Source organism: Terribium retamae (assembly GCF_022347545.1).
GTDB lineage: Bacteria > Pseudomonadota > Alphaproteobacteria > Rhizobiales > Rhizobiaceae > Mesorhizobium > Mesorhizobium retamae.
Genome location: NZ_JAKREW010000007.1, coordinates 60,336 through 83,880, shown reverse-complemented (window position 1 = coordinate 83,880; position 23,545 = coordinate 60,336). Strand labels below are relative to the sequence as shown.

19 protein-coding genes and 3 pseudogenes are annotated in these 23,545 nt (G+C 60.6%); 12 read left to right on the top strand and 10 right to left on the bottom strand.

Going from position 1 to position 23,545, the window contains the following annotated elements; genetic code table 11:
• Window positions 1-6: 6 nt before the first annotated feature.
• Together L4923_RS10245 and L4923_RS10240 are read right to left on the bottom strand one after the other, a co-directional pair.
• Window positions 7-1,494: an aldehyde dehydrogenase gene (locus L4923_RS10245; RefSeq protein WP_239364408.1), complete on the bottom strand. Its 1,488-nt coding sequence runs from the start codon at window positions 1,492-1,494 to the stop codon at window positions 7-9.
• Between the two features lie 229 nt (window positions 1,495-1,723).
• Window positions 1,724-2,641: a LysR family transcriptional regulator gene (locus tag L4923_RS10240; RefSeq protein ID WP_275448347.1), complete on the bottom strand. Its 918-nt coding sequence runs from the start codon at window positions 2,639-2,641 to the stop codon at window positions 1,724-1,726.
• A 108-nt stretch (window positions 2,642-2,749) separates the two neighbouring features.
• On the opposite strand from L4923_RS10240, the gene L4923_RS10235 reads away from it, so the two are divergent.
• The 8 genes from L4923_RS10235 to L4923_RS10200 all read left to right on the top strand — a co-directional run bounded on the left by L4923_RS10235 (window position 2,750) and on the right by L4923_RS10200 (window position 12,857).
• Window positions 2,750-3,730 carry a DMT family transporter gene (locus L4923_RS10235; RefSeq protein WP_275448346.1) on the top strand — a complete coding sequence of 327 codons (981 nt, stop codon included), beginning with the start codon at window positions 2,750-2,752 and terminating at the stop codon, window positions 3,728-3,730.
• 187 nt (window positions 3,731-3,917) lie between these two features.
• On the top strand, window positions 3,918-5,522 hold the full coding sequence (locus L4923_RS10230) for an ABC transporter substrate-binding protein (RefSeq protein WP_239364404.1): 1,605 nt from the start codon (window positions 3,918-3,920) through the stop codon (window positions 5,520-5,522).
• A 38-nt stretch (window positions 5,523-5,560) separates the two neighbouring features.
• On the top strand, window positions 5,561-7,156 hold the full coding sequence (locus tag L4923_RS10225) for an ABC transporter substrate-binding protein (RefSeq protein WP_239364394.1): 1,596 nt from the start codon (window positions 5,561-5,563) through the stop codon (window positions 7,154-7,156).
• 64 nt (window positions 7,157-7,220) lie between these two features.
• Window positions 7,221-8,168, top strand: a complete 948-nt coding sequence (locus tag L4923_RS10220; RefSeq protein ID WP_239364391.1) for an ABC transporter permease — start codon at window positions 7,221-7,223, stop codon at window positions 8,166-8,168.
• A complete protein-coding gene (locus tag L4923_RS10215; RefSeq protein WP_239364388.1) occupies window positions 8,165-9,019 on the top strand; it encodes an ABC transporter permease in 855 nt (284 codons plus the stop codon). The genes L4923_RS10220 and L4923_RS10215 overlap by 4 nt, the downstream gene beginning before the upstream one ends.
• A complete protein-coding gene (locus tag L4923_RS10210; RefSeq protein WP_239364386.1) occupies window positions 9,012-10,670 on the top strand; it encodes an ABC transporter ATP-binding protein in 1,659 nt (552 codons plus the stop codon). Before L4923_RS10215 ends, L4923_RS10210 begins: the two co-directional genes overlap by 8 nt.
• A 42-nt stretch (window positions 10,671-10,712) precedes the next feature.
• Entirely contained in the window at window positions 10,713-11,867 is a 1,155-nt protein-coding gene (locus tag L4923_RS10205; protein ID WP_239364384.1) for an aromatic ring-hydroxylating oxygenase subunit alpha, read from the top strand.
• A gap of 237 nt (window positions 11,868-12,104) precedes the next feature.
• Entirely contained in the window at window positions 12,105-12,857 is a 753-nt protein-coding gene (locus L4923_RS10200) for an MBL fold metallo-hydrolase (protein WP_239364382.1), read from the top strand.
• A 230-nt stretch (window positions 12,858-13,087) separates the two neighbouring features.
• Here L4923_RS10200 and L4923_RS10195 read toward each other — a convergent pair whose 3' ends face one another.
• Both L4923_RS10195 and L4923_RS10190 read right to left on the bottom strand, forming a co-directional pair.
• The gene (locus L4923_RS10195) at window positions 13,088-14,182 is read right to left on the bottom strand and encodes a CaiB/BaiF CoA transferase family protein (RefSeq protein WP_239364379.1); all 1,095 of its coding nucleotides are present in this window, start codon (window positions 14,180-14,182) and stop codon (window positions 13,088-13,090) included.
• 13 nt (window positions 14,183-14,195) lie between these two features.
• Window positions 14,196-14,957, bottom strand: coding sequence for an SDR family NAD(P)-dependent oxidoreductase (locus tag L4923_RS10190; protein WP_275448345.1), 762 nt, complete (start codon window positions 14,955-14,957; stop codon window positions 14,196-14,198).
• 307 nt (window positions 14,958-15,264) lie between these two features.
• On the opposite strand from L4923_RS10190, the gene L4923_RS10185 reads away from it, so the two are divergent.
• On the top strand, window positions 15,265-16,290 hold the full coding sequence (locus L4923_RS10185; RefSeq protein ID WP_239364372.1) for an acyl-CoA dehydrogenase family protein: 1,026 nt from the start codon (window positions 15,265-15,267) through the stop codon (window positions 16,288-16,290).
• A gap of 73 nt (window positions 16,291-16,363) precedes the next feature.
• Here L4923_RS10185 and L4923_RS10180 read toward each other — a convergent pair whose 3' ends face one another.
• The 3 genes from L4923_RS10180 to L4923_RS10170 are packed head-to-tail and all read right to left on the bottom strand — an operon-like array spanning window position 16,364 to window position 19,277.
• Window positions 16,364-17,083 (bottom strand): enoyl-CoA hydratase/isomerase family protein, encoded by a 720-nt coding sequence (locus tag L4923_RS10180; protein WP_239364369.1) that lies wholly within the window; start codon window positions 17,081-17,083, stop codon window positions 16,364-16,366.
• A gap of 41 nt (window positions 17,084-17,124) precedes the next feature.
• A complete protein-coding gene (locus L4923_RS10175) occupies window positions 17,125-18,795 on the bottom strand; it encodes an AMP-binding protein (RefSeq protein WP_275448343.1) in 1,671 nt (556 codons plus the stop codon).
• A complete protein-coding gene (locus L4923_RS10170; RefSeq protein ID WP_239364365.1) occupies window positions 18,792-19,277 on the bottom strand; it encodes a thioesterase family protein in 486 nt (161 codons plus the stop codon). Before L4923_RS10170 ends, L4923_RS10175 begins: the two co-directional genes overlap by 4 nt.
• Before the next feature lie 210 nt (window positions 19,278-19,487).
• Between L4923_RS10170 and L4923_RS10165 the strand changes: the two genes are divergently transcribed.
• The 3 genes and pseudogenes from L4923_RS10165 to L4923_RS10155 all read left to right on the top strand — a co-directional run.
• Window positions 19,488-20,294 carry an enoyl-CoA hydratase/isomerase family protein gene (locus L4923_RS10165; RefSeq protein WP_239364364.1) on the top strand — a complete coding sequence of 269 codons (807 nt, stop codon included), beginning with the start codon at window positions 19,488-19,490 and terminating at the stop codon, window positions 20,292-20,294.
• Between the two features lie 21 nt (window positions 20,295-20,315).
• The gene (locus tag L4923_RS10160) at window positions 20,316-21,092 is read left to right on the top strand and encodes an enoyl-CoA hydratase/isomerase family protein (RefSeq protein WP_239364362.1); all 777 of its coding nucleotides are present in this window, start codon (window positions 20,316-20,318) and stop codon (window positions 21,090-21,092) included.
• Window positions 21,093-21,201: 109 nt separating this feature from the next.
• Window positions 21,202-21,384 (top strand): annotated as a pseudogene (locus L4923_RS10155) (3-methyl-2-oxobutanoate hydroxymethyltransferase); the annotation flags it as partial.
• Between the two features lie 36 nt (window positions 21,385-21,420).
• Here L4923_RS10155 and L4923_RS10150 read toward each other — a convergent pair.
• The 3 genes and pseudogenes from L4923_RS10150 to L4923_RS10140 form a co-directional block, all read right to left on the bottom strand.
• A pseudogene (locus L4923_RS10150) lies at window positions 21,421-21,864 on the bottom strand (Crp/Fnr family transcriptional regulator); the annotation flags it as partial.
• Window positions 21,865-22,257: 393 nt separating this feature from the next.
• Window positions 22,258-22,563: pseudogene (locus tag L4923_RS10145) on the bottom strand (transketolase); the annotation flags it as partial.
• A 10-nt stretch (window positions 22,564-22,573) separates the two neighbouring features.
• Window positions 22,574-23,473: a LysR substrate-binding domain-containing protein gene (locus tag L4923_RS10140; protein ID WP_239364360.1), complete on the bottom strand. Its 900-nt coding sequence runs from the start codon at window positions 23,471-23,473 to the stop codon at window positions 22,574-22,576.
• Window positions 23,474-23,545: the final 72 nt, after the last annotated feature.

Sequence of the window (23,545 nt, the reverse complement as noted above, 5' to 3'; positions counted from 1 at the left end):
TGTGTTTTAGTGCGAAATCCAAACCGACTTAAGGTCAGTGTACTTCTCAAGCGCATGGAGTGACTTGTCCCGCCCGAAGCCGGACTGCTTGAAGCCGCCGAACGGCGCCGACATGCTGCCCTTATCAAAGCAATTCACCCAAACGACCCCGGCTCTCAATGCCTTTGCGGCTCGGTGAGCCTTGCGGAGGTCGTTTGTCCATATCGAAGCGGCCAGCCCGTAGATCGTGTCGTTGGCAACCTGTAGCGCCTGGTCGAAATCAGAGACCGTGATTGCGGAAAGGACCGGGCCGAAAATCTCTTCCTGCGCGATCCGCATTGGCGAAGCGACGTTGTCGAACACGGTCGGCTGGATGAAGAAGCCGTTTGTGTCCTGCAGGACCTGCGCACCGCCCGTCACGACGCGCGCGCCCTCCTTCTGGCCGATATCGATGTATTGCAAGATCCTTTGCAGTTGCGTGCTGTCGACTACCGGGCCGAGCCTGGTAGCAGGATTCAGCGGGTCGCCAGGCACAAGGTCCTTGGCGATGGCAACCACGCGTTCGATCAAGTCGCCCTTGATCTTGTCCTCGACGATCAAGCGCGAGCCGGCGTTGCAGATTTGTCCTGCGTTGCTGAAGATTCCGGCGGCGACGGCCTTGGCGGCGTCGTCGAGGCTGGCGCAGTCGGCGAGCACGATCTGGGGGCTCTTGCCACCCAATTCGAGGCTGACGCGCTTGGCATTGGACATGCCCGAATAGGTCAGGAAAAGTTTTCCCACCTCGGTCGACCCCGTGAACGTAACGCAGTCGACATCGGGGTGAAGGCCAAGCGCCCGGCCCGCTTTCTCGCCAAAGCCCGGCACGACGTTGAGCACGCCCTTCGGAATGCCGGCTTCCGTCGCCAGGGCGGCGATCCGGATCGCCGTGAGCGGCGACTGCTCGGCCGGCTTGAGGATGACGCAGTTTCCGGTTGCCAGAGCCGGCCCCAACTTCCATGCCGCCATCGACAGCGGATAGTTCCAGGGAACGACCGCGCCAACAATGCCGAGCGGTTCGCGAACGACCAGGGTTGTCATGTCGGACGCGCCGGGCGCGACCTCGCCGTAGAACTTGTCCACGGCCTCTGCGTTCCAGGCGATGCAGTTGGCCGCGCTTGGAATGTCGCCGCCAGTGCTGTTGGTTATCGGCTTGCCGACATTAAGCGTTTCGAGAAGCCCCAGTTCATCCTTGTTTGCCAAGATGAGTTCGGAGAACTTCAGGAGTATGCGCTTGCGATCCATGGCGCCCATGCGCGCCCATCCGTCGAAGGCTCGGCGAGCAGACTTTACGGCCCGGTCGATGTCCTCCGCATCGCCGGATGCGATGTCGACAATGTGCCGTCCGTTCGCCGGATTTATGCAGGCGAAGATCTCGCCGGAAGCCGCGCCAACGTACTCGCCGTCAATGTAAGCGCGGCCTTCGATCGACAGCCCTTTCGCGCGCTGGTGCCAGTCTTGGTTCGAAGCGATATTCATTGCTACCTCAGGTCCGCCATCAAGCCCTCGCAGACGCGAGAGCCCCACTCACCGAAAAATATCGCCACGATTGGACAGATCGCCAATAGCCTTTGCTACCAACAAGCGTGTGTAAAGGTTATGCGCAGCCGAGTCTAATTGCGCCTCCGATGGCCGAACGCCGCTGGACCGGAAGAGCCGCAGCGCAGGACGCGGGGGAAGTATTCCGCAAAACTGACGCTCGACGGGACTAGGTTTTGGAAAGCAGCGACGAACGAGAAATGACGCTGTCGACTGTCTTCTTCAGAGTCGCCAGGAACTGTTCGCTGGCAACGGATTGAGGGCGTTCTGGCGGCAGGATCATACTGGGCTTGATTCGCAATGTCGGTCGAAAAGCTACCAGTCGAAGTTCTTCCTCCGGATTGCTGATCAGCGGAAACGGGTCGATGATCGCAACGCCTGCGCCATGCCTCACCAGCGAGCAGCCGACGATCGTCTGGTTTACCACGATCGACGCCGGGAACATCACGCGGTGCGAGTGGAAAGCCTGGCGTATCATCATCCCCGACAGGGTGTCGTCCGCAAACGCTATCAGTTTCTCCGACAGGAGATCGTTAGGCGTGAGAAATTCCTTTTTTGCCAAGGGACTGTCGGCCAGCACGACGCAGGCGATCTCCGCATGGCAAAGAGGGATCGTTTCGAAGAAATCGTTGCCCAGGGGGACGTCGACCAAACCAACGTCAACCTGGTTATTGGAGACCGCCTCGACGACTTGTCGCGTCGACAGCGACCGGACTTCGATTGCGATCCTCGGCTTCTCGCGGCTGAACTGAGCAACCGCTTCGGCCAGGACCGTGGCCGATAGGGTGGACGCGGCAGCCAGCACTACCCGGCCAACCTGCCCATGTTTGACTTCGTCGGCAAGGTGCTCGACCGAGCGCAGCATCTCGAACAGCTTCTCGACCTCTGGGATGAGGGTTTGACTGTCCGGCGTCGGCTGCAGGCGGCCCTTGATCCGCTCGAAGAGCGTTACCCCGAGCCGCCCTTCAAGTATCTGAAGCGACTTCGTCAGCGCCGGCTGGGAGACGTTCAGGAGTCGCGAGGCGGCGGAGACCGTGCCCATCTGCATGATCGCGCGGAAAACGAGGAGGTGCCGGACGTTTATCATTGCCTAGTCCCATGGGTTCGGTCGCGTGCCAGAGGCTAGCTGTCTCTATGTATGGTTATAACCGAAAGCCATAGCGGGGACCTATAGATAGTATTGGCTCACCCGGCAATGGGATGGCAGGCTCCGCTAACTCGTTATACATCTGGGGTGGACAAGGTGGCGCGCTGGCAGGCTGTGGGCGAAAGGCGCGGACAACATCTGAGGTCCGGGCCGTTGGCTGGAGTCCTTTTGGTGATGTCCGCGGGCGTCATCTGGAGCTTCGGGGCCGTCCTGGTACGCGGAACGACAACCCTCGATGTATGGCAGTACCTCGGCTGGCGATCGATCGGCCTGATCGCAATGCTCTGGGTTTTGGCAGTCCTCCGCGGCCAGAACTTGCCACGCGCCACGCTCCGCCAGGCCGGCATCGGGTGGATGGCGGCTGTCGGTCTATTCTTCTCGTCGCTCATGATCATCGTCGCCTTGAAAACCACTTCGGTCGCAAACGCCGTCTTCCTTTCTTCGACCGGCCCCGTAATCGCGCTCGTTCTCTCGGGGATCGTTTTTTCTGACAGGCCGACAGCCGGCATAGTAGCCAGCGCCTTGGCGGCCCTTTCGGGCATTGGCATCATGGTCCTGGGCGACGCCGGGAACGGTAGTTCGATCGGCAATATTGCCGCCGTCGCCAGCGCGGCGGGGTTTGCAGTCTATAGCCTCTGCCTGCGCGCGCAGCCGGGAAAGGACTGGTCAACGTCTCTGTGGGCGCACGGATGGATGTGCCTTCTTGTATGCATTGTCATGGCAGCCCTGAAAGGGCCCCTTTTTCAGGGAGGCTGGGAGAGGGCCGTGCCGGCGTTTCACGGCGCGATCATCATCGGCGTCGGCTTGCTGCTGTTCAATCGCGCCAGCAGGATGGTCTCGGCGGTGAACCTGGCCATCATCGCGCAAACCGAGACGGTCTTGGCACCGGTTTGGGGTTGGGCACTTCTGGCCGAACTTCCTCCAATGCCATCGCTAGTTGGCGGGGCCGTCATTCTCATAGGCGTGATAGGAGCCGGACTCGCAACGGTACGCTTGGCCACAACGATCCCACCCGTCGTCAGCCCCTAACCGACCTTCCATAACTTGAGGCTTCCTCGACTTCCTCGAACTATCGGGAAGTGTCTAGCCCAATGGCTCCGTCAGAAGGCGGCGGACCTATAACCGTTTACAAGCTACCTAGTCGGTCAATGGAATAGGACGGCCTTTTTCGTTGGCGCTACCATCCCTTTCTGTGCACGTTCCGAGGGAGGAATGAATGAAGGACGCAACACCGTTTCAAGCGACAGGCGCCTTTGCGTCCAATGGGACCGGGTCAACTCGGCGAGATATCTTGAAGTTCGTTGGCGGGCTCGCGGTTGGACTGCCGGTCATCGGCAGTAGCGATTTCTCATCATTTGTATCGAAGGCGTTCGCGGCTGGCCCCAGTGGCCTGATCAGGCTTGCTACATCCGACGTTTCACCGGGAGACAGCCTGGATCCGCATCGCCAGCTGAGCTTCACCGACGCCATTCGATCCTACTTTGTCTACGAAAAGCTGACCGAGATAGGGCCGAACGGCGAATTGCTTCCCCAGCTCGCGAAGAGCTGGTCGTCGGATCCCACGGCGAAGGTGTGGACGTTCGAGCTCGATCCTGGAGCGACGTTCCACAACGGCAAGCCCTTGAAGTCTTCTGACGTGGTTTACAGCTTTCGGCGCGTAGCCGCCAAAGCGACCGCGTCGCCTGGCGCGGCATTCGCCAAGAACATAGCGGAGGTGGCTGCCGACGGAGACTCAACGGTTCGCGTCACATTGACGAGTTCGGACTCGGAATTCCCGATCATCGCTTCGATCCGCTATTTCGCCGTGGTCGAGGAGGGGGTGGAGGACTTTACGTCAGCCGCGGTCGGTACCGGGCCATGGAAGCTGAGCAGCTTTGAGCCCGGCATTTCCGCCGAGTACGTCCGGAATGACAACTACCGCATCAAGGGGCTTCCCCTCCTAAGTAAGATCGAAAGCTTCGGCATCGGTGACGAGTCCGCGCGCCTGAATGCCCTTCTGTCTGACAGTGCAGAGGTAATCCAAGGGGTTAACGCCAAGGCGGTCGAAAGGGTGCGTAAGAGTAGCTCTGCGCAGGTACTGCTCTCCCAGGCAGGAGCGACGGCTACCTTCCCAATGCATGTCGATAAGGCTCCGTTCGATAATCCCAAGGTGCGGAAGGCACTCAAACTTGCGTTTGATCGCGAGGAGTTTGTGAAAATTGCGTTCGGCGGAATCGGCACGGCGGGCTGCGATCATCCAATACCGCCGGGCGATCCCTTCTGTGCTTCCGATCTGCCGCTACCCAGGCCGGACAAGGCGGAGGTGGTTCGGCTGCTGACCGAGGCAGGGCACGCCGACACGACCTTCGAACTGCACACGTCCGACGCCAACTACGGCGGAGCCGACGCGGCTGTGGTGCTGGCCGAGCTGATGGGCAGGAACGGAGTGAAGGTCAAGGTGACCAAGCATCCTTCCGACAGCTATTGGAGCACCATCTGGAACAGCGTGCCGTGGTGCGCATCTTCTTGGACCGTCCGGCCGTCCGCGATATCGCGGATCGAGACAGGCTACGTCTCCGGAGCACCCCAGAACGAAACCGGCTGGACCAGCCCGGAAGTCGACCAGCTCATTGTGAAGGCCAAGTCTGAATTGGACCCGGCCAAGCGCAAGGCGCTGCTCGCGCAGGCCCAGAAAATCATCGCCGACGACGGCGGGACGATCGTGGGGGCATTCGTTCCCTGGATCGATGGCTACTCAACGAAAGTGACCGGGCTTGTAGCCAACCCGATCCTGTTTGCCGGATCGGGGCTGTGGACCAAGGTCCAAGTGGCCGCCTCCTGATGGACGTCTTCCACCAATAACAACATGGGGAACTTCAAATGAAGAAAGATACGATCAAGTCACTGGGATTCGGCCAGTTTGCCGGCCAGCAATCCATCGACCGTCGCACGCTGCTGAAGGTCAGCGCGTCCATCGCAGCAGGGGCAACGGCAGGTCTCTTGCTGCCCTCCGGCCATGCCTTGGCCGAGGAACCAAAGCGCGGCGGCAAGATCCGCGTCGCGACAAACGATGCGTCTCCTGCCGATCAGCTCGATCCGGCCCGCCTGAACACCTTCACCGACGGCCTCCGTACATATTTCGTCTACGAAAAGCTGACCGAGATCGACGCCAACGGCAAGCACGTGCCTCAGCTTGCAACCTCCTGGGGGTCGGACAAATCCGCTTCGACGTGGACATTCGAGCTGCGGCCTGGAGTGACGTTCCACAACGGCAAGAAACTCACGGCAGCCGACGTAGTCCACACCTACAAGCGGATTCTCGACAAGGCGACCGCGTCTCTGGGCCGCTCGTACATTACGGACGTCAAGGCCGTCCGCGCGGACGGCGACAGCCACGTCGTCTTCGAACTCGAAGCTCCCAATGCCGAATTCCCGATCCGCACGGCGCTGCGCTGGATGGGTATCGTGTTCGAGGGAGCGGCAGATTTTCCGAAGGACACGATCGGAACCGGGCCGTGGAAACTGCAGGATTTTCAGCCCGGCATCGTCGCGAGCTACAAGAGGAACGAGAACTACTGGCGCTCCGGCCTGCCATACATCGACGAAATTGAGAGCATCGGCATCGGCGACGAGGCGGCTCGTCTCAATGCGCTGATTTCGGGCGAAGTCGACGTCATCCAGGCCGTGAACTCCAAAGCCGTTGCGCGGATTAACGGCACTGGAACAGCGAAGGCGTTGGTTGCCAGCGGCGGCCCGATGGCGACGTTCTCAATGCGGGCGGACACTGCTCCGTTCACGAACAATGACATCCGCACTGCCTTGAAGCACGCCTTCGACCGGAAGCGTTTCCTCGACCTTGCCTTCGACGGCGTCGGCGTGATCGGCATGGATCATCCCGTGCCCCCGAGCGACCCCTTCTTCAATAAAGACTTGCCAATGCCGAAGGCAGACCCGGACATGGTCAAGTCGCTGCTCGCTAAAGCCGGGGCCGCTAACACGGAGTTCGAACTTCACACCTCCGATGCCAACTATGGCGGGTCCAACGCCGCTGTGGTTCTCGGCGAACTGATGAAGTCGAATGGCGCCAAGGTGAGGGTGACGCGTCACCCGGCTGATAGTTACTGGACCGCCGTTTACATGCAGGCGGCTTGGTCGGCCTCATCTTGGACTGTTCGCCCCACGGCTCTTGCCTGGATCGAGGCGGGTTGGATCAAAGGGGCGGCGTACAACGAGGGCTTCTGGTCGGATCCACGCGTTGACCAGCTGGTGCGCCAGGCGAAGCAGGAGCTCGACGAGACCAAGCGCCGGAAGATGGTCTACGACGCCCAGGAGATCATCGCCAAAGACGGCTCGTCAATCATCCCGATATTCGTCCCTTGGATCGACGGCGTGAACAACCGCGTCCAGAACCTCAAAGCCCATCCGCTGCTGTTCTGCGGCGCGGGGCAGTGGGCTGAAGTCTGGCTGAACGCGTGACCCCAAGGAAGACGAACACGTCCGGGCAGGGGCTTTGTCCCCGCCCCGATGCAACGGTGATTACATGCTAAACCTAATAACTAGGCGCCTCTTCTTCGCGCTTCTCGCGCTTTTTGCCACTTCGGTTATCGTGTTTGCCGCGACCGAGGTGCTTCCGGGTGACGTCGCGCAAGCGATCCTTGGACAGGAAGCAACGCCAGAGCTGCTGAAGAGCTTGCGCCAAGAACTTGGACTGAACCGTTCCCCAGTCGAACGATATTTCTCCTGGCTTGGCGGGTTCGTGACTGGGGACCTAGGGCATTCCCTGGCTTCCAAGGCCGACGTGCTGCAGACCATCAAGCCTCGGCTGGCCAACACGCTTGCCCTTGCAGCATACGCGGCGATCGTGGCCGTGCCTTTGTCGGTCTTGCTCGGGATAATCTGCGCCGCCTATCCGAACAGATTGATCGACCGGATTTTCTCGGTCGTGAGCGTGTTCATAGTCTCGATACCGGAGTTCGTGGTCGGCCTCTTGCTGGTTTCTGTGTTCGCGGTTCAGTTGCGCTGGTTCCCGGCGGTGGTGGTAAGGCTGAACTGGAGCGAACCCCTCTCGCTCCTGGTGCAACTGATGCTGCCGATGCTCACCCTGCTGTGCACCATCGTAGCTCATACCGTGCGGATGACGCGGGCCGCGCTCCTGGACGTCCTGAGCATGCCTTACATCGAGATGGCTCTTCTGAAGGGCATGTCGCGCTGGCGGATAATCCTGCGCCATGGCCTTCCCAACGCCATAGGACCCATAGCGAGCGTGGTGGCGCTTAACCTTGGCTATCTGGTCAGCGGCGTCGCGCTGGTGGAGGTGGTGTTCGCCTATCCCGGCTTGGGACGCTTGATGGTCGACTCGATTTCATATCGCGATCTTCCGCTGATCCAGGCAACCGCAATGATCATGTGCCTCATGTTTATCATCTTCAATCTCATCGCAGACATTCTTGCGGTCCTTTTCAAGCCGCGCGGTGCGTCAGTCCGATGACAAGTTCGATACAATCAACCGGCACCCACGGGGCTGGAAGGAATGTTCCCCTTCTTCCCGCGATCGGACTGACCGTCGTCGCCCTCGTCGTCCTCGGCGCAATTTTCGCTCCGCTGTTGGTAAGCAATCAGCCAGCTGACCTGGTGGACTCCGCCTACGCGCCTCCAGGCTCCACCTTGCTGGGCACTGACGTGCTCGGCCGCGACCTCTTCAGCCGGCTGCTCTTCGGCGCTCGCCTGACGCTCCTCGTCGCATTCGGATCGACGACGATCGGGTTTGCCCTGGGTTGCCTCTGGGGGCTCGCGGCCGCTGAACTCGGGGGCTGGTTCGACGACCTGACCGATTGGATCGTCAACATTGTGCTGGCCTTCCCCCCTCTGATGTTGGGGTTGCTGTTGGTTTCAGCCCTGGCGCCCTCCCTGGCGATACTGATCGGCGCGCTCGCTGCGATCCAACTGCCCCGAGTAGTCAGGGTCGCTCGGGCGATCGGGCAGAACGTTTCCAGCCTGCAGTTTGTCGAAGTGGCGCGCGCCCGAGGGGAGGGGCTCTTTTCGGTGCTGTACCGGGAGATCCTGCCGAACATCCTCCGGCCGCTCGCAGCCGAATATGGACTGCGGGTTACTTACGCCACCCTGTTTATTAGCGGATTGAGCTTCCTTGGCCTGGGCATCCAGCCGCCGGATGCCGACTGGGGAGGGTTGGTAAGGGAGAACATGTCGGCAATGCAGATCGGCTCGATGTTGCCAGTTCTTGCGCCAGCCTGCGCGATCGGCGTGTTCGCCGTCGCAATGAACCTGGTCATTGATTGGATCGACGAGAGCACTTTTGAGAGGCAGATGTCGAATGACTAAGCCCCTCTTAGAAGTCCGCAGGCTGACTATCGAGGCGTTTCAGCCCGAAACAGGTTGGCGCAAGGTTGTGCACGATGTCTCTTTCGACGTTTTCCCCGGCGAGGTGGTGGCGTTGATCGGAGAGTCCGGAGGCGGCAAGACTACCATTGGCCTTACAGCGCTAGGCTACGTCCGACCCGGTATGCGGCTAGCTGGCGGTAAGGTACTGTTCAATGGCGAGAACATCCTGTCGTTCTCTCAGGAGCGCCTGAGGCTGTTCCGCGGCGCAAGCGTGGCCTATGTGGCCCAGAGCGCTTCAGCGGCGCTCAATCCAAGCATCACGATCGGCAACCAGATATCGGAAGGAATCGTCCAGCACGGGCTGATGTCGGCAGCCGACGCGAAGCGGCGAACGCTCGAACTGCTCAAGGCATTGAGCCTCCCGGATCCGCCCCACCTTGCAATGCGCTACCCGCAAGAGACGAGCGGCGGCCAGCAGCAACGGGTCATGACCGCGATGTCCCTGAGCTGCGGCCCGCGTCTTCTTGTTCTCGACGAGCCCACGACGGCGCTCGACGTGACCACTCAGATGCAGGTGCTGAAGACCATAAAGGACGCGCTCAAGGAGTTCGATGCGAGCGCGATCTACGTGAGCCATGACCTTGCAGTCGTTTCGCAGATAGCAACGCGGATCCTCGTGTTGCGCAATGGCCGCATCGTGGAGGCCGGCGACACGTTTGACGTCCTTGAGCGGCCATCGCACGAATACACTCGCGCCCTTCGGGCGGCGGTGCGCAAGCTCCCGCACGTCGAGGACCTGCCGCAGCAGCGCACCGTCGCCCGGTCGGAGCCGTCGGTCTCGGTGAAGAACGTTCGCGCGACCTACGACAATCCTAGCATTTTCCGCAGGGGCCCGGCTCCCGCTGATGTGCTGCACGGCGTTTCGCTTGACGTCTATCCCGGCGAGGTGCTGGCAGTAGTCGGAGAGTCCGGAAGCGGAAAGAGCACGCTTGCACGGGTCATTGCTGGATTGCACTCGGCCCGGGAGGGCAAGGTTCTATTCCGCGGCCAAGCGGTATCGTCGAGGGCGTCCCGACGGTCAAAGGAATGCTTGAAATCTGTTCAAATCGTTTTCCAGTCACCCGAGCAGGCCCTGAACCCTCGCGCCACCGTCGCCCAGGCCATCGGACGACCGCTGGCGTTCTACTTCGGCATGTCGCGGTCGGACCGCCGGCGGCGCGTCGAGGAGTTGCTGGAAATGGTGGGGATCCCGCCGGAGTACGCGGACAAGTATCCGAAGGAAATGTCGGGCGGAGAACGACAAAGAGTCGCCATCGCGCGAGCCCTCGCGGCTGAGCCGTCGGTCATTATCTGCGACGAATTCCTGTCCGCGCTTGACACCATCGTTGCCGCTCAAATCGTCGACTTGATGAAGTCGCTGCGCGACAGGCTGGGCACCGCGTACATCTTCATCTCGCACGACTTGGCCACCGTTGCGGACATCGCCGATCGCGTGGCGGTCATGCAGCACGGGCGCGTCGTAGAGCTGGCCGCAATCGGCGAGGTCTTCGGCGCCCGCCGGCATCAATACACCGCGGAGTTGATCCGCTCGGTTCCAGAAATGCGGCTCGGATGGCTCGAAAGCGCTCTGTCGGGGGTGGCTGGTACGTAGCGGCGGTCCCCGCGGTGCATGATCGACGATGGGAGGTTAAGCATGACTATAAGCTTGCATGGATCCTTCACTTCACTGTCACGCGACGCTTACCTGTCGGAGACGGTCTTCGAGCGAGAGACCGAGATGGTAATGGGCGAGCAATGGCACTACATTGCCCACACGTCCGACATCCCCAATCCCGGCGACTTTCTGGTCGAGACTTACGCTGGAGAAAGCGTGATCGTCGCGCGAGACCGCGACGGCGGGGTGGGGGCTTTTTTCAACACCTGCAGACATCGCGGGTTTGCCCTATGCCAGTCTCGCGCCGGCAACGTGCGGAAGTTCACATGCCCTTACCATCAGTGGACTTACGGACTTGACGGCCGCCTGATAGCGGCGCCCGACATGCCGAACGGCAGCGTCATCAACTACGACGACTGGGGACTTCACCGTGTCCAGGTCGAAGTTTGGGAAGGCATGATCTTCATCTGCCTCAGCAAGGCGCCGAAACCGAGTATCGGCGAGGCGATCGAGACCTATGCGCCGCAGCTTCGAATGGCTGAGCCGTCGAAGTGGAAGAAGGCCGCCGAGAAGCGGTATCCGATAGCAGCAAACTGGAAGGTTTTGCTGGAGAACTTCCTTGAGTGCTATCATTGCAAGGCCACCCATCCTGAGCTTTGCGCGGCGATGGATCTTGACGGCATGTATGGGGACATCCTGGAGCGGCCGATCGGGCAGTACAGCGGCGGCATGGTTCCATTGAAACCAGGCATGATGACCCAGTCCATGGATGGGAAGCTTGTTTCAAAGCCGCTCGGTCAGTTCGCCAACATGGGCGCGCCTCCGGCCAATTGGGGCGCTGGGTTCCAGATTACTCCAGTACTGACGCGCATCATTGCCCATGTCGACCATGCGCTGATCTTCTCCATCCGGCCCATAGATGTCGGAGATGTCGAATGGGTGGCACGGTGGTTCGTTCATGCAGACGCCGTCGAGGGGGTCGACTATAACCTTGATCGGCTCATGGAGGTCTGGCTCGCGACGAATGACCAAGACCTGTCGCTCTGCGTCGGGACCTTCCAGGGAATGCATTCGCGTCGCTACGTTCCTGGACCGCTGAGCGCACTGCGCGAACCTGCAATCAATTCGGCGGTTCAGCTCTACCGATCGATGATGGCAGCCCCCGAACCCGGAGCTTTCATAGAGCAAGCGTAGGCCCCTATCCGGTCGAGCCGACGCCCGCGCACAAGGTAGATCCCGATGGGATGGCCGCAACCTTAGCGTAGCAGTGGCTGTTTGCATGACTGTGGCGCACGACCGTCCTTCTTCGGCTCCAGATCAATGTTCGACAACAAAGCAAAGAGGATGATTTCGCCTGACATGAGCCCTTTCCATTATGAGCCAGAACCTGAGCGCCGGCGCTTCCACGAAGTAGCGCCCGGGATCCGCCGCATGGTTGCCGCCAACGCGTCGGAAATGACCTACCATGGCACGAACACGTACCTGATCGAGGCGGCGGATGGGCTCTACGTGCTTGATCCAGGTCCAGCCGAGGACGAACAGCATTTCGACGCGATCGTATCCGCGGTTGGCGGACGGGGCGCGGGTATCATCGTAACCCACCATCATTCCGACCACTTCGGTTCGGTTTCGCGGTTGCGCAAGGCGATCGGCGGCAAAGTCCTTGCCGCCGCCAATTTTCCCGAGGACACTTTCCTGCCGGACATAGCTCTGTCCGACGGCGATCATGTCGCCGGGCTGACCGTCATGCACACACCCGGCCACGCAAGCGACCATCTTTGCTTTCGGCGCGATGATCGTGTGGTATTTACAGGCGATCACGTGATGACTTGGAACAGTTCGATCGTGATGCTCCCGGACGGGGACATGGCGGCCTACTGCCGCCAACTCGAACGCCTGGCTGAGCAGGACGACCTGCTCTATCTCCCAGGCCACGGACCTGTCTTGGCCGAACCAAAAGCCTATGTGCGCAAACTTCTCGAACACAGAGTGCGGCGCGACCAGGCAATTCGGGAAGAAATCGCAAAAGCACCCGCGACAGTCGAGGAGATTTCAAGGGTCCTCTACGGCAAGACCGAGAAGTGGCTCGCATGGGCCGCCGAACGCAACGTCGAGGCCCATCTCGACAAACTAATGAAGGAAGGATGCGTGGCGCAGCAAGGCGATAGATGGGTGGCCGTTTAGGGCGTTGCTTCGCCAGCGCCAGCGGCGCTGCTATATGCCTATCGGGCTTTGGCGCAGCTGAAGCCAAGTCGATGAAAGGCGACGCTGACCCGATCAAGGCGGTCGAGTCGGGGTCGCCGGCCTCGACGCGCCAGATGAAGCCGCAGGAGCTGGTCGTGGCCGAGGTTGCTTGCAAGCTCATCGACAACGCTGACGGGGCCTCGGCCTTTGGAGCTGTTTCCCATCTTCTATCAAGCCCAGATCGTGCCGAGGGCAGCTTCCGGCAGTTCTACGAACGGCTCCCTCGGCTCGGGCGGCGCCCCGTCAATCCACGCCGGGTAAAGCACATCGACGGCGCCCCAGTCTGACCTGCGGATCATCTTCCGTTCGGCGAATTGCTCGAAGGCAAGCACCTCGTTCGGCTCGAGGACGATCTGGAAGCAGCAGTCGCCTTCGGCCAAGAGTGAATCCCAGTGTGCCGCGTCCCGAGAAGCGAACAAGTCTGCAAGATCCCGGATCAGTGACATTTGCGGGGCAGGCTCGCTTCCTCGTTCGATCCATTCTGGGCGCTCGACCGCGGTGCAAAATCGCTCCCAGAAATGGGGCTCTTCAGCACCAAGGGTTACATACCGACCCTCAGACGTGCGGTAGATGTTGTATGAAGCGAGGCCGCCGGAGTCGGCGTCCTCGGCCCGGCGCACACTCGAATTGGCAAGCGCCTCCGAGAGCAGCGGCGCCTGCCAGGCCAGAACGACTTCGGCCATGGATATGTCGATATAGGCGCCGCGCCCTGTCCGCGACCTCTGGAAGAGCGCGGCAGAGATCGTCAAAGCTGCCTGGAGGGCCGAAGCATAGTCGGAGACTGGGGGCCGAGCCATGACTGGCCTTTCCAAGGTGCCCGACAGCCCAAGGCCGCCGCCGGCGGCCATGTAGTTTAGGTCATGGCCGGGCCGAAGCCTCAGGGGGCCGTTCTGGCCAAAACCTGAGATCGCACAATGTATCAATCGGGGATTGATCCGTTGTAGCAGATCCCGGCCCAAGCCAAGGCGGTCCAGGACGCCCGGGCGCATAGACTCGATCAGCACGTCGGCCTTCTCGACAAGGTCCTGGACGGCCTTCTGGCCATTCTTGTCCTTCAGGTCGACCCGAACGACGCGCTTGCCCCCGTTCATTGCCGCGTAAGAAGCCGAAGCGCCGTCTTTGGACACGACCCCGATGTGTCTCATCGGATCCCCCCGGGGTGGCTCGATCTTCACCACCTCCGCGCCAAGGTCGGCAAGCATCAACGCGGCATAGGGCGACGGGATGTACTGGCCGATCTCTACGATTCGAATGCCCTGCAACATGGTCTCATCCTCATCAAAGCGCCGGCCAGATGCCTCCGGCGACGGACATGATCTCGCCTGTCATGAATGAGGATTCGTCGCTCGCGAGGAACAGCACTGCGTTGGCGATTTCCTCGCGTTCTCCGAAGCGCTTCAAGACGATCTGGTTTCGCCAGAAATCCTGCTCCTCGGTAGTCAGTCGGTCGATGACGGAGGTCTTGATGGTGGCGGGGGATATGCAGTTGACGTTGACGTGGGGCGCGAACTCCAAGGCCAGGCTCCGCGTCATCGAGGCGACTGCAGCCTTGGCCGCGCCATAGTCGCATTGACCTGCAGCGCCAGCGAAAATGATGGACGCGATGTTTACGATCCGGCCGTACTTGCGTTCAAGCATCGACGGGGCGACGATCTGGGTTAGATGAAAGTTACCCTTGAGGTTGAGATCCATGGTCGCGTTCCACCTCTCCTCTGACATCTCGAGGAACGGCTGGAACATGTGCTGGCTACGGATACCGCCGACAACGTTGATGAGGATGTCAATCGGGCCACATGCTTCGACGCCGGCGTCGACAACGGAACGGGCCTCTTCTCTGACCAGGACGCTCGCCCGCTGACTATAGATCTTGGCATTGGGGGCAAGGCACGCCTCGACTTCCGCCACCGCTTGGCCGAGCCGGCCGGCCGAAATGTCCGTCAGCACCAAGGAGGCGCCTTCTTCCGCAAATCTCTTTGCGATCGCAGACCCCATCGGGCCTCCAGCACCAGTTACCAGCGCTGTCCGGTTTGCAAGCCTCATAGTCGGATCCTCGAATTGCACAGCGATAAGCTGCAACCGTCATTGCGGCTGCGCAGAGCCCTGACATAGCGCATCCGACAAGTTAGCTGTCATAGTTTCTGGGCCGCTCCAGGCAAACCTCAAACGATTGGTGTTGATCGAACGCGAGGCGGTAGCGTCCAGTTTCAGTGCGATAGCTAGGTCGCTGGGCAGGAACGTACCGAAAGAGTGGCGACCATGGATTCCGAACACGATCAATTCCGTGACATGATGCGGCGCTTCAGCATCGAGCAAATCCTGCCGCATGCGACGGAGGTCGATCGGACCAGTGAAGTCGTACGAGGCGCTACGCCGCGAAGGCATCACCGGGCTTGCGGCGCCCGCGCGGATCGGCGGGCAAGGCGGCGATCTGCTAACCCAGTGCATCGCGATTGAAGAGCTCTCGCGTGTTTGCGCGACCACAGGCCTTACTCTGATGACTTGCTGGTCCTTCGCGGATTCGCTCATCGCTTTTGGCAGGGACGAGCACCTGGCCGCGGCCGAGGAAGTCGCGCGGGGCAGCGCACTGGGCTCGTGGTGCTATACCGAGCCGCAAGGGGGCTCGGACCTGTCGGGCGCCAGGACGAGGGCTTCGAGGCACGGCAGTCAGTGGCGGCTCGATGGCACGAAGCGTTTCATCACCAACGCTGGTTGGTCCGACTGGTACCTCGTCCTCGCCCGCACGGAGGGCGATTCCTTCGGGGTCTTCCTGGTGAACCGCCATGACAAGGGGATCACGTTCGGGAAACCGGAATCGAAGATGGGCATGCGCGGGAGCCCGACTTGCGACGTCTATCTGGAGGAATGTCTGATCCCCGAATGGCGAGCACTCGGCGACCCGGCCAAGGGACTGGAGATTGCCAGCGCGTCCTTGGTGGAATCGCGATGCCACGTGGCAGTCCAGGCGTTGGGAATAGCCCAGGGCGCTTTGGACGAGGCGGTCAGCTACACCAAGGAACGCAACCAGTTCGGGCGCCCGATAGCCAACTTCCAGCTCGTGAGGGGCATGATCGCCGACCTGACCGTGAAGGTGGAATCCTCACGGGCTCTTCTCTATCAAGCCGCCGGAATGGTACATATGGATCGCGAACGCGCGCGCGCCTTCTCATCCATGGCGAAGCTGCTCTGCAGCGATACAGCCATGGCGGTGACCACCGACGCAGTCCAATTGCACGGCGGCTATGGATACATGGAGGGGTCCCCGGTGGAGCGCATGATGCGCGACGCAAAGATCACCCAGATTTATGAGGGGACCAACCAGGTCCAGCGGCTCATCATAGCCAAGCATATGTTGGGCGGAAGCTCCCGGGCTTAGATCGGGCAGGCGGGACCACAAGACCCTGCGTCTCGTGGTCCGGCCGTTTTATGCTGCCCGGAACTGCGAAAATCTACTGCTTCTTGAAATCCTTGATCCCAGAGCTGAATGCATCTGTTTGGGTCGCCGCCATGTCCGCAAGCAGAGCCACAATCTGACCGCTGCCGACCCCGTTGTCAGCGCCGGCCATGAGCGCCCGCTTGAGAAGGCCGACCACGTAGGGATCAACTTTGGCCGCGTAGTCGCCGCCAAACTCGATTGCTTTCGAAGCCGCTGTTCCCGGTTCCACCAGCGTGCTCACCATGTGCCTGTCATAGGCCTGGTGGGCGTCGATCTTGTTGCCGAACATCAGCAGTTCCCTGGCGCGTGCCAGCCCCATAGCACGAGGGGCCCGGATCGTCCCGCCGCCGGACGGGATGGCGTTGAGCAGGATTTCCGGAAAGCCGAAGATTGAGCTGCTGCTGGAGATCCGGTAGTCGCATGCGAGCGCTATTTCGAGGCCGCCTCCTAGGCAGTACCCCTCAATGGCTGCAATTGTCGCGGCCGGGAATTCGTCGATGGTCTGCGCGCACTTCTGAAACAAATGCGAGTGGTAGGCTGCTTCGAGCTTGCTGTAGCTGGCGACCGCCTTGAGGTCGGAGCCAGCAGAGAAGGCCTTCTCTCCCGCTCCTGTGAGCACCACTACCGACACCTCGCGCAGGCGGAGCTCGTCAAACGTCCGGATGAGATTTTCCAGAGCCTCGTTGTCCAGCGCGTTTCGGCGTTCCTGCCTGTCGATCGTGATGACGGCCATTCTGTCTTTCAATTCGAGCGCTATCGGCACTTTGATCCCTTTCAATCCGCCGCCATTTTTTCCTGCTGAACTAAATCCCGAGCCAACTGTCGAAGCCTGTTTCGATCAAGCTTCCCGACGCCAGTGGTTGGCATCGCGTTGATCACCTCGATTCGCTCTGGCCACTTGAAGCGGGCTAGCCCGCTGGATCGCAAGAATTCCCCCAACTCCTCCACGCCGGGCGTAGAGTGGCCCGGACGCATCACCAGGAAGGCACAGGCGCGCTCGCCCATCACAGGGTCCGGCATGGCGACGACCTTGCCATCTGCAATGCTCGGGTGGGTTCCGAGCAGCACTTCGATGTCCTCGACGCCGAACTTCTCTCCGCCACGATCGATATTGTCCTTGGCCCGTCCCATGAAGACGATCCAGTCTTGCTGGCCCCTTTGTTCTGTGCGCACGAGATCGCCGGTCCGGAAAAGTCCTGTGCTCGTATAGGCGGCAGCGGAGGCAGCCTGATCGTTGAAATATCCAACCAGGCTTGACGGACCCCGGAAACAGAGTTCCCCGACACCTCCGCTCTCAACCGGCTCCTCGCTGTCGGGCTGCAAAACCGAAAGCTCGTTGTGCGGAGAAGCCGGCATTCCGTTGGTTTCGTGACGCCAGTGGGGGTCCGAGGATGGAGGCGCTACAGCAACGAACCCTTCCGTGATGCCGTAGACATTGGCGCACGGAACGCCCAGGGCGTCCTCAAGCGCGCCGGCCCTGTTCATGCACCCGAATATTCGCAGCGACTTGAGTTTGTCTTTAGGGATGTTCTTGTGGGCGAGGATTTGAGGGGCGATAGGTCCGATGCTGAGGCCGTGGGTTATGCCGTGCCTGTGGATGGCGTCGAACACCGCGTCTATGTCGTTCTCGCACAAGACCAGCTTGCAGCCGAGGAGGAACGTCGGGAAGAGTGCCCAAATCTGCCCGCCGTTGTGAATGAGCGGCAAGGACCAGAGGCAGACGGAATCCTTCGACTTTCCGAATTGCTTGGCCCAATCGAGGCTGTGTTGAAGGTACTCTCCGTGGAAACGAGGTATGATTTTTGGCGCGCCTGTCGAGCCGCCGGAAAGCTGGAATTTCATCAGGTCTTCGGGGTCGATATCGACGTCCAAAAGCACCTGCCGCGCTTGACTGGATGTGACGCCAGCGATCAGCGCCTCCATTGATTCCGAGCCGGCAAGATCCCCCTGGCCCGCCAGCGTAAGGCGAAGTTGGGGATGGTCCCGCGCCAATTCCCTGCTGAACGCTGCGAGATCCGCGCTACGGCTGGCGTCCGTCTGGACGAAATGGGCAGCGGCGCCTGTGGCGTCGATCAGTTGCTCCATTTCGCGTCGACGGAATTGCGGGATCGAGCAAACCGGGATGAGGCCCGCCTTGAAGCACGCGAAGAGGCAAACGGCGGTCGCGATGCAGGTGCCCATCTGGAAGAGCACTCGCTCGGAAGGGCGGAGACCCGCCAGCAGCAAACCTGCTCCCAGCCTTTCAGTCAGATCGTCGAACTCGGCAAACGACAGCGACCGCGCTTCCGACACGATCGCATCTCGGCTAGCCCACTGCCGGGCTGCGTCACGCGGAAGATCGCCTGCCAGCCGATTTGTCCACGCGCCGAGCGCTAGCCAGTTCTGAGCCTCCGTTGAACTCCGGTAGTTTACGCCCGGAACGGGATAGCGAGGCCCAGAACTCATTTCGCTTTCCGACGAAGCGAGAGACCGCGCCCAGCGAATGGAGGCCATTTGGAGTTGTCCGAGATTTCCCTTTGCGCATTCAGCCAGGCGATTGTCTCGTCTGGCATGCTTGAGGCCCTGGGCACCCCAACCGGGCTTTGGCGAACGTAGAGGGACACGTTCTCGTAGGAAGCAAGATGGTTCTCGCCGTGATGGAGGTCCAGGACGAGGTGCGTTCGCTTCGGGTCGAAGTCCAGCACGCGGCAGCTTACCTCGAGGGTTGCCGGGGGCCGAACCTCCTTGATGAAGATGCCGTGGCTCTCGAGCGAATACATGGTGCCGCCAGTTCTGCTGCGATGCTCCTTACCGACGCCAATATCTCCAAACAGCTTGGTCAGCGCGTCTGAGAAGATGCGATAGTACGCCCATTCGGTAAGGTGACCATTGTAATCGACCAGTGCCGGATCAATCTCGGTTGTATGGATCACCGCCGTATTCGGCATACTTGCGCCTCCCATCTGCATTTGGCTGCCCACCATGGCGACCGAGGCTGGTGACGGCCAATTGCATTTGGGAATTGGACGTTGGCCGCTCCGTTATGGGTGGGCGGCGGTCATAACGCTACCCAGCCGACAAATAATCAAAATGGTATTGGAACATTCACGGTCGATTTGGGAAAGCTGGCGGGAGCTACACACACATGGAGTGATAGAGTGACCGATCGTTTTAGCCGCTACTCCCGTCTCGTTTGCGACCGACCCCACGAAAATGTTCTGCGGGTCACGCTCACGAACGGAAAAATGAACACCGTCGATGAAGTGATGGCAAAGGAACTCGTCACGATCTGGCGGGACGCGGACGAGGATCCCTCGGTGCACGTGGTGCTCATCACCGGAGCCGGCAAGGTGTTTTCCGCTGGCGGTGATTTCACGGCGGTCGAGGAAGTGATGGGATCCTTCGAAGCGCGTGCGCGCAGCTGGAAGGAAGCCCGTGACCTCGTCTACAACATCGTCAACTGCAGCAAACCGGTCGTCAGCGCCATGCGCGGCGCTGCTGTCGGCGCCGGCATGGTGGTAGGCATGCTGGCTGACGTTTCGATCGCCACGCGCAACTGCAAACTTGTGGACGGCCACACGCGTCTTGGGGTTGCCGCTGGCGATCACGCCACCATCATCTGGCCCCTCCTCTGCGGCATGGCCAAGGCCAAGTACTATCTGCTTACCTGCGACAAGCTTGAGGGTGCCGAGGCTGAGCGGATCGGCCTGCTTTCGATGGTGACCGAGGACGAGGAACTGGACGCTACCGCCCTGGATGTGGCGGTCAGGCTCGCCGACGGCGCGCAGTCGGCGATCCGTTGGACTAAGTACTCTCTGAACAACTGGTTGCGCCAGGCAGGGCCGATCTTCGACACGTCCCTTGCCCTGGAGTACATGGGATTCAACGGGCCGGAAGTCGCGGAGGGCGTCAAGTCTTTCCAAGAGAAGCGCGCCCCGGTGTTCCCGAAGGGCGTCCCGCTCTAATAATCTAGGCAGGAGGTTCGCATGCCGATAAGTTACGAAGTGGCGGGAGCAGTCGCTACGTTCACGATCGAGAACGGCAAGGTCAACGCGATTGACCCTCCGATGCATCGCGAACTCCACGACGCCTTGAAGGCTTTCGAGGCCGATCCGGCGGTTAAGGTAGGCATACTTCGAGGTGCCGGCGAGCGTGCCTTTTCCGCCGGAGACGACCTTAAGTTCAAGCAGCGTCAGCTGGACCCGTCGGAAAAGCTGACACGGCACTTCTATCCGCTGGATGCGGATATCCGCGAACCCGGCTTCCCTGGGCATGACCGCGAGGTCATGTCCATGAGGCGCTTCAAGCCGATAGTCGCCGCCGTCAGCGGGTGGTGCTTGGGCAGGGGCATGATGTACTTGCTCCATCTGACGGATATCCGGATTGCCGGGGAGGGCGCTCGTTTCGGCCTCCCCGAGATCAAGTACGGGATGGGAGGCGGGGGTGGCCTCACGCTTATCCATCGGCACATCCCGCGGGCCGTTGCGTTGCAGATGTTGCTTACAGGCGAGCCGATCGACGCTGCCGAGGCACTTCGGATTCACTTGGTAAACCAAGTCGTTCCAGACGCTGCCGTCTTCGAGGCGGCCGAAAGGATCGCTGGCCAGATCGCGGCCCACCCGCAGTCAGCAATTCGCATCGAGATGGAGTCCTTCCAGCGAACGGAGGACCTGGATCGAGACAACGCGATCGCGATGGCCGAGCACATGTACAGGCTGCAGCGGATTGTATCAACCGTGTCCAACGACGAGCTCAAGTTCTAGCGGACTGTTCCTCAGCGATCCCTGACCGTCGGTTGGTCTCCCGCGCGAGACTGCCCCTGACCATACGCCATGTGCCAATTCGTGGCCCTGGCCACAACGAGGAGGCTCGATGAGCGCTGTGGGCAAGAGCAAAGCGTTAACGCCACCGGACATTCGGCTTCGCAAGGGCGGCGTGCCGCTTGTCTGCCTCACCGCCTATACCACTCCAATGGCCAGGTTGGTCGATCCTCACTGCGATATAGTTCTTGTGGGCGACAGCGTTGGCATGGTCCTGCAGCCCCTGCACAAGACAGAGAGCGAAGCCCGGAAGTCCCACCACGAGCCTCTTGAGCACGGAGGCTGGCAGGAACAGGATCTCACAGTCGCTCAGCGCTTCGCCGGACCAGATATGAGCGCCGCCACCGGTCATTTCAGGACCGCCGATAAAATGGCCGGCCGTCCAATAGGCGAGTGTGATTTCTCGCCCCGAGGGAGCGGTGTAGAAGACCCGAACCTGGCCGCTTGTGATTATGAAAATGCCATCGTGCCGGTCGCCCTGGGTGAAGATCGCGTCACCGGCCGAGAAGGCGAGATGCCGGCCATGACTGTTGAGGCTTTCCAATTCTTCCGGCTTCAAAGCGTCGAGAAAATGCGAGCCTTCATCCAGTCCTTCAATGCTTTCGCTCAAAAAGAGTGCTTGGCCACCAGGGAGAACCACCTGGTCGGAAAGTTCCGGTCTCGGCTCCAGCCTTCGATCCTTCGCCTCATTCGGTGTGCGCAATTCCAGGCTCATGGTCGATTCCTCCATTTGGTACTCCGGACGCAAACTATACAAAGTCTATAGACTATAAAGGAAAGCCATTGCTCATTTTCGCGCCCGCTTGAACGATTCTCTCCACTCGCGACCTGGGGTCGTGCTGTCGGGTGGGCTGAGTGAGTAGTTGATAGGCAACGGTAAAGATGCCAGGTGACCCCCCAGCCGCGATGCTCCTCTCATCCCGTAGGCGCAGGGTCCCCACCTTCCGGTGCTACGCAAATAATTGCTTATGCCGCTTGCAACGCCGCCCCATTAATTGGCGCGACAGTGGGTTGGCGATCATCAACCTGGATCAGTAAACCAAATAGCCGCCGGACAATCTGGGGCACGACTATGGGATCGGATCATGAGGTTGCGCACTCACTTGGCTGCCGGATGGCCGTCGGTGACGGTAACGATCGCGCAATGCGGCGGCAGGTCGACCAACAGCTTCTCGATATGGCTTCTGGCATGGACGACACCGCGTTCGCGCGCGCGGCTCGCCGCCGTCCAGCCGGCGTTCAACCGATCGGCTGATGTCACCGCCAGCAGGCCGACATCACGGCGGTCCTCCGCCATCATGCCGACCGCCTCAATGGCCTCGGGTGCAACGGCGCCGGTATAGGCGACAACCAGTTCGGCATTGGGGCCTGGACGGCGCAGCCAGTAACCGCCATCGACAATGTCCTGCTCCAGGGCCGGGCGACTAGTCGGCAGGTTTGTTGTCAGGTTCCGAATGGAGCGTCATTTCGGAGATTATCCATCGCTCTAATGCGCGCACGTCTCGCCGATCCTGCGCTTGCGGCGCGATCCACAGATTCGTTTTTCGTGGTCCTGGAACGAATCCGAACGGGGCGACTAGGCGTCCAAGTGACAAGTCATGTAGCGCAAGCATGTAAGGCGCGACAGCGAGGCCCAGACCGGAGGAGGCCGCCTGAAGCATGAGATAGAAATGCGCGAATTCCGTCTGAGGAGGCAAGTGCGCCCCCTCCGCATCCGAACTGTCGAGCCACTCGCGCCAAGCCGTCGGCCTAGTCTGTGTCGTGAGCAATCTTGTTTTCGGAATATCTGATAGGTTCCGGATGTCTAGCGATTGAGCAAGCTCAGGCGAGCAGACTAGGCCGATCCATTCCACGCCAAGGTCGCGGATTATGATATTCCTCTTCGGCTCGATCGTGCTGTTCCGGATGGCAATGCTGGTATTGTCACGACCAAAGTCTATCCGATCGTAGTTCATGTCGAGCTTAATCTCGATTCCCGGATGCCGTTCGTAGAACAGGCTCATGCGCGGAACCAGCCAACACATCGCCATGGAAGGGGAACAGGAAAGCGAAAGCGGTCCCGGCCGCATGTCTTCGAGTGTGGTATGGATCGTCTTGAACGCCGCCGCCACCCCCTCAGCGAGGATGATCCCTTCGGGAGTGACGTCGATCGAGCGCACCTTGCGAACAATCAATGGCTGAGCCAGCGTCGCTTCCAGTGCCTTGACCTGCCGGCTTACCGCCCCGTGCGTGACGTTGAGTTCAGCTGCCGCAAGCGAAATGCTCTTATGACGCGCAGTAGCCTCGAAGGCTCGCAGGGCATTCAGTGATGGAAGCACACTCATCAGATATCCACAGACCGTCCGTGCTCATGCGTGACATTAAGTCATACATAGACGAACATAAGTCGTTTGTCA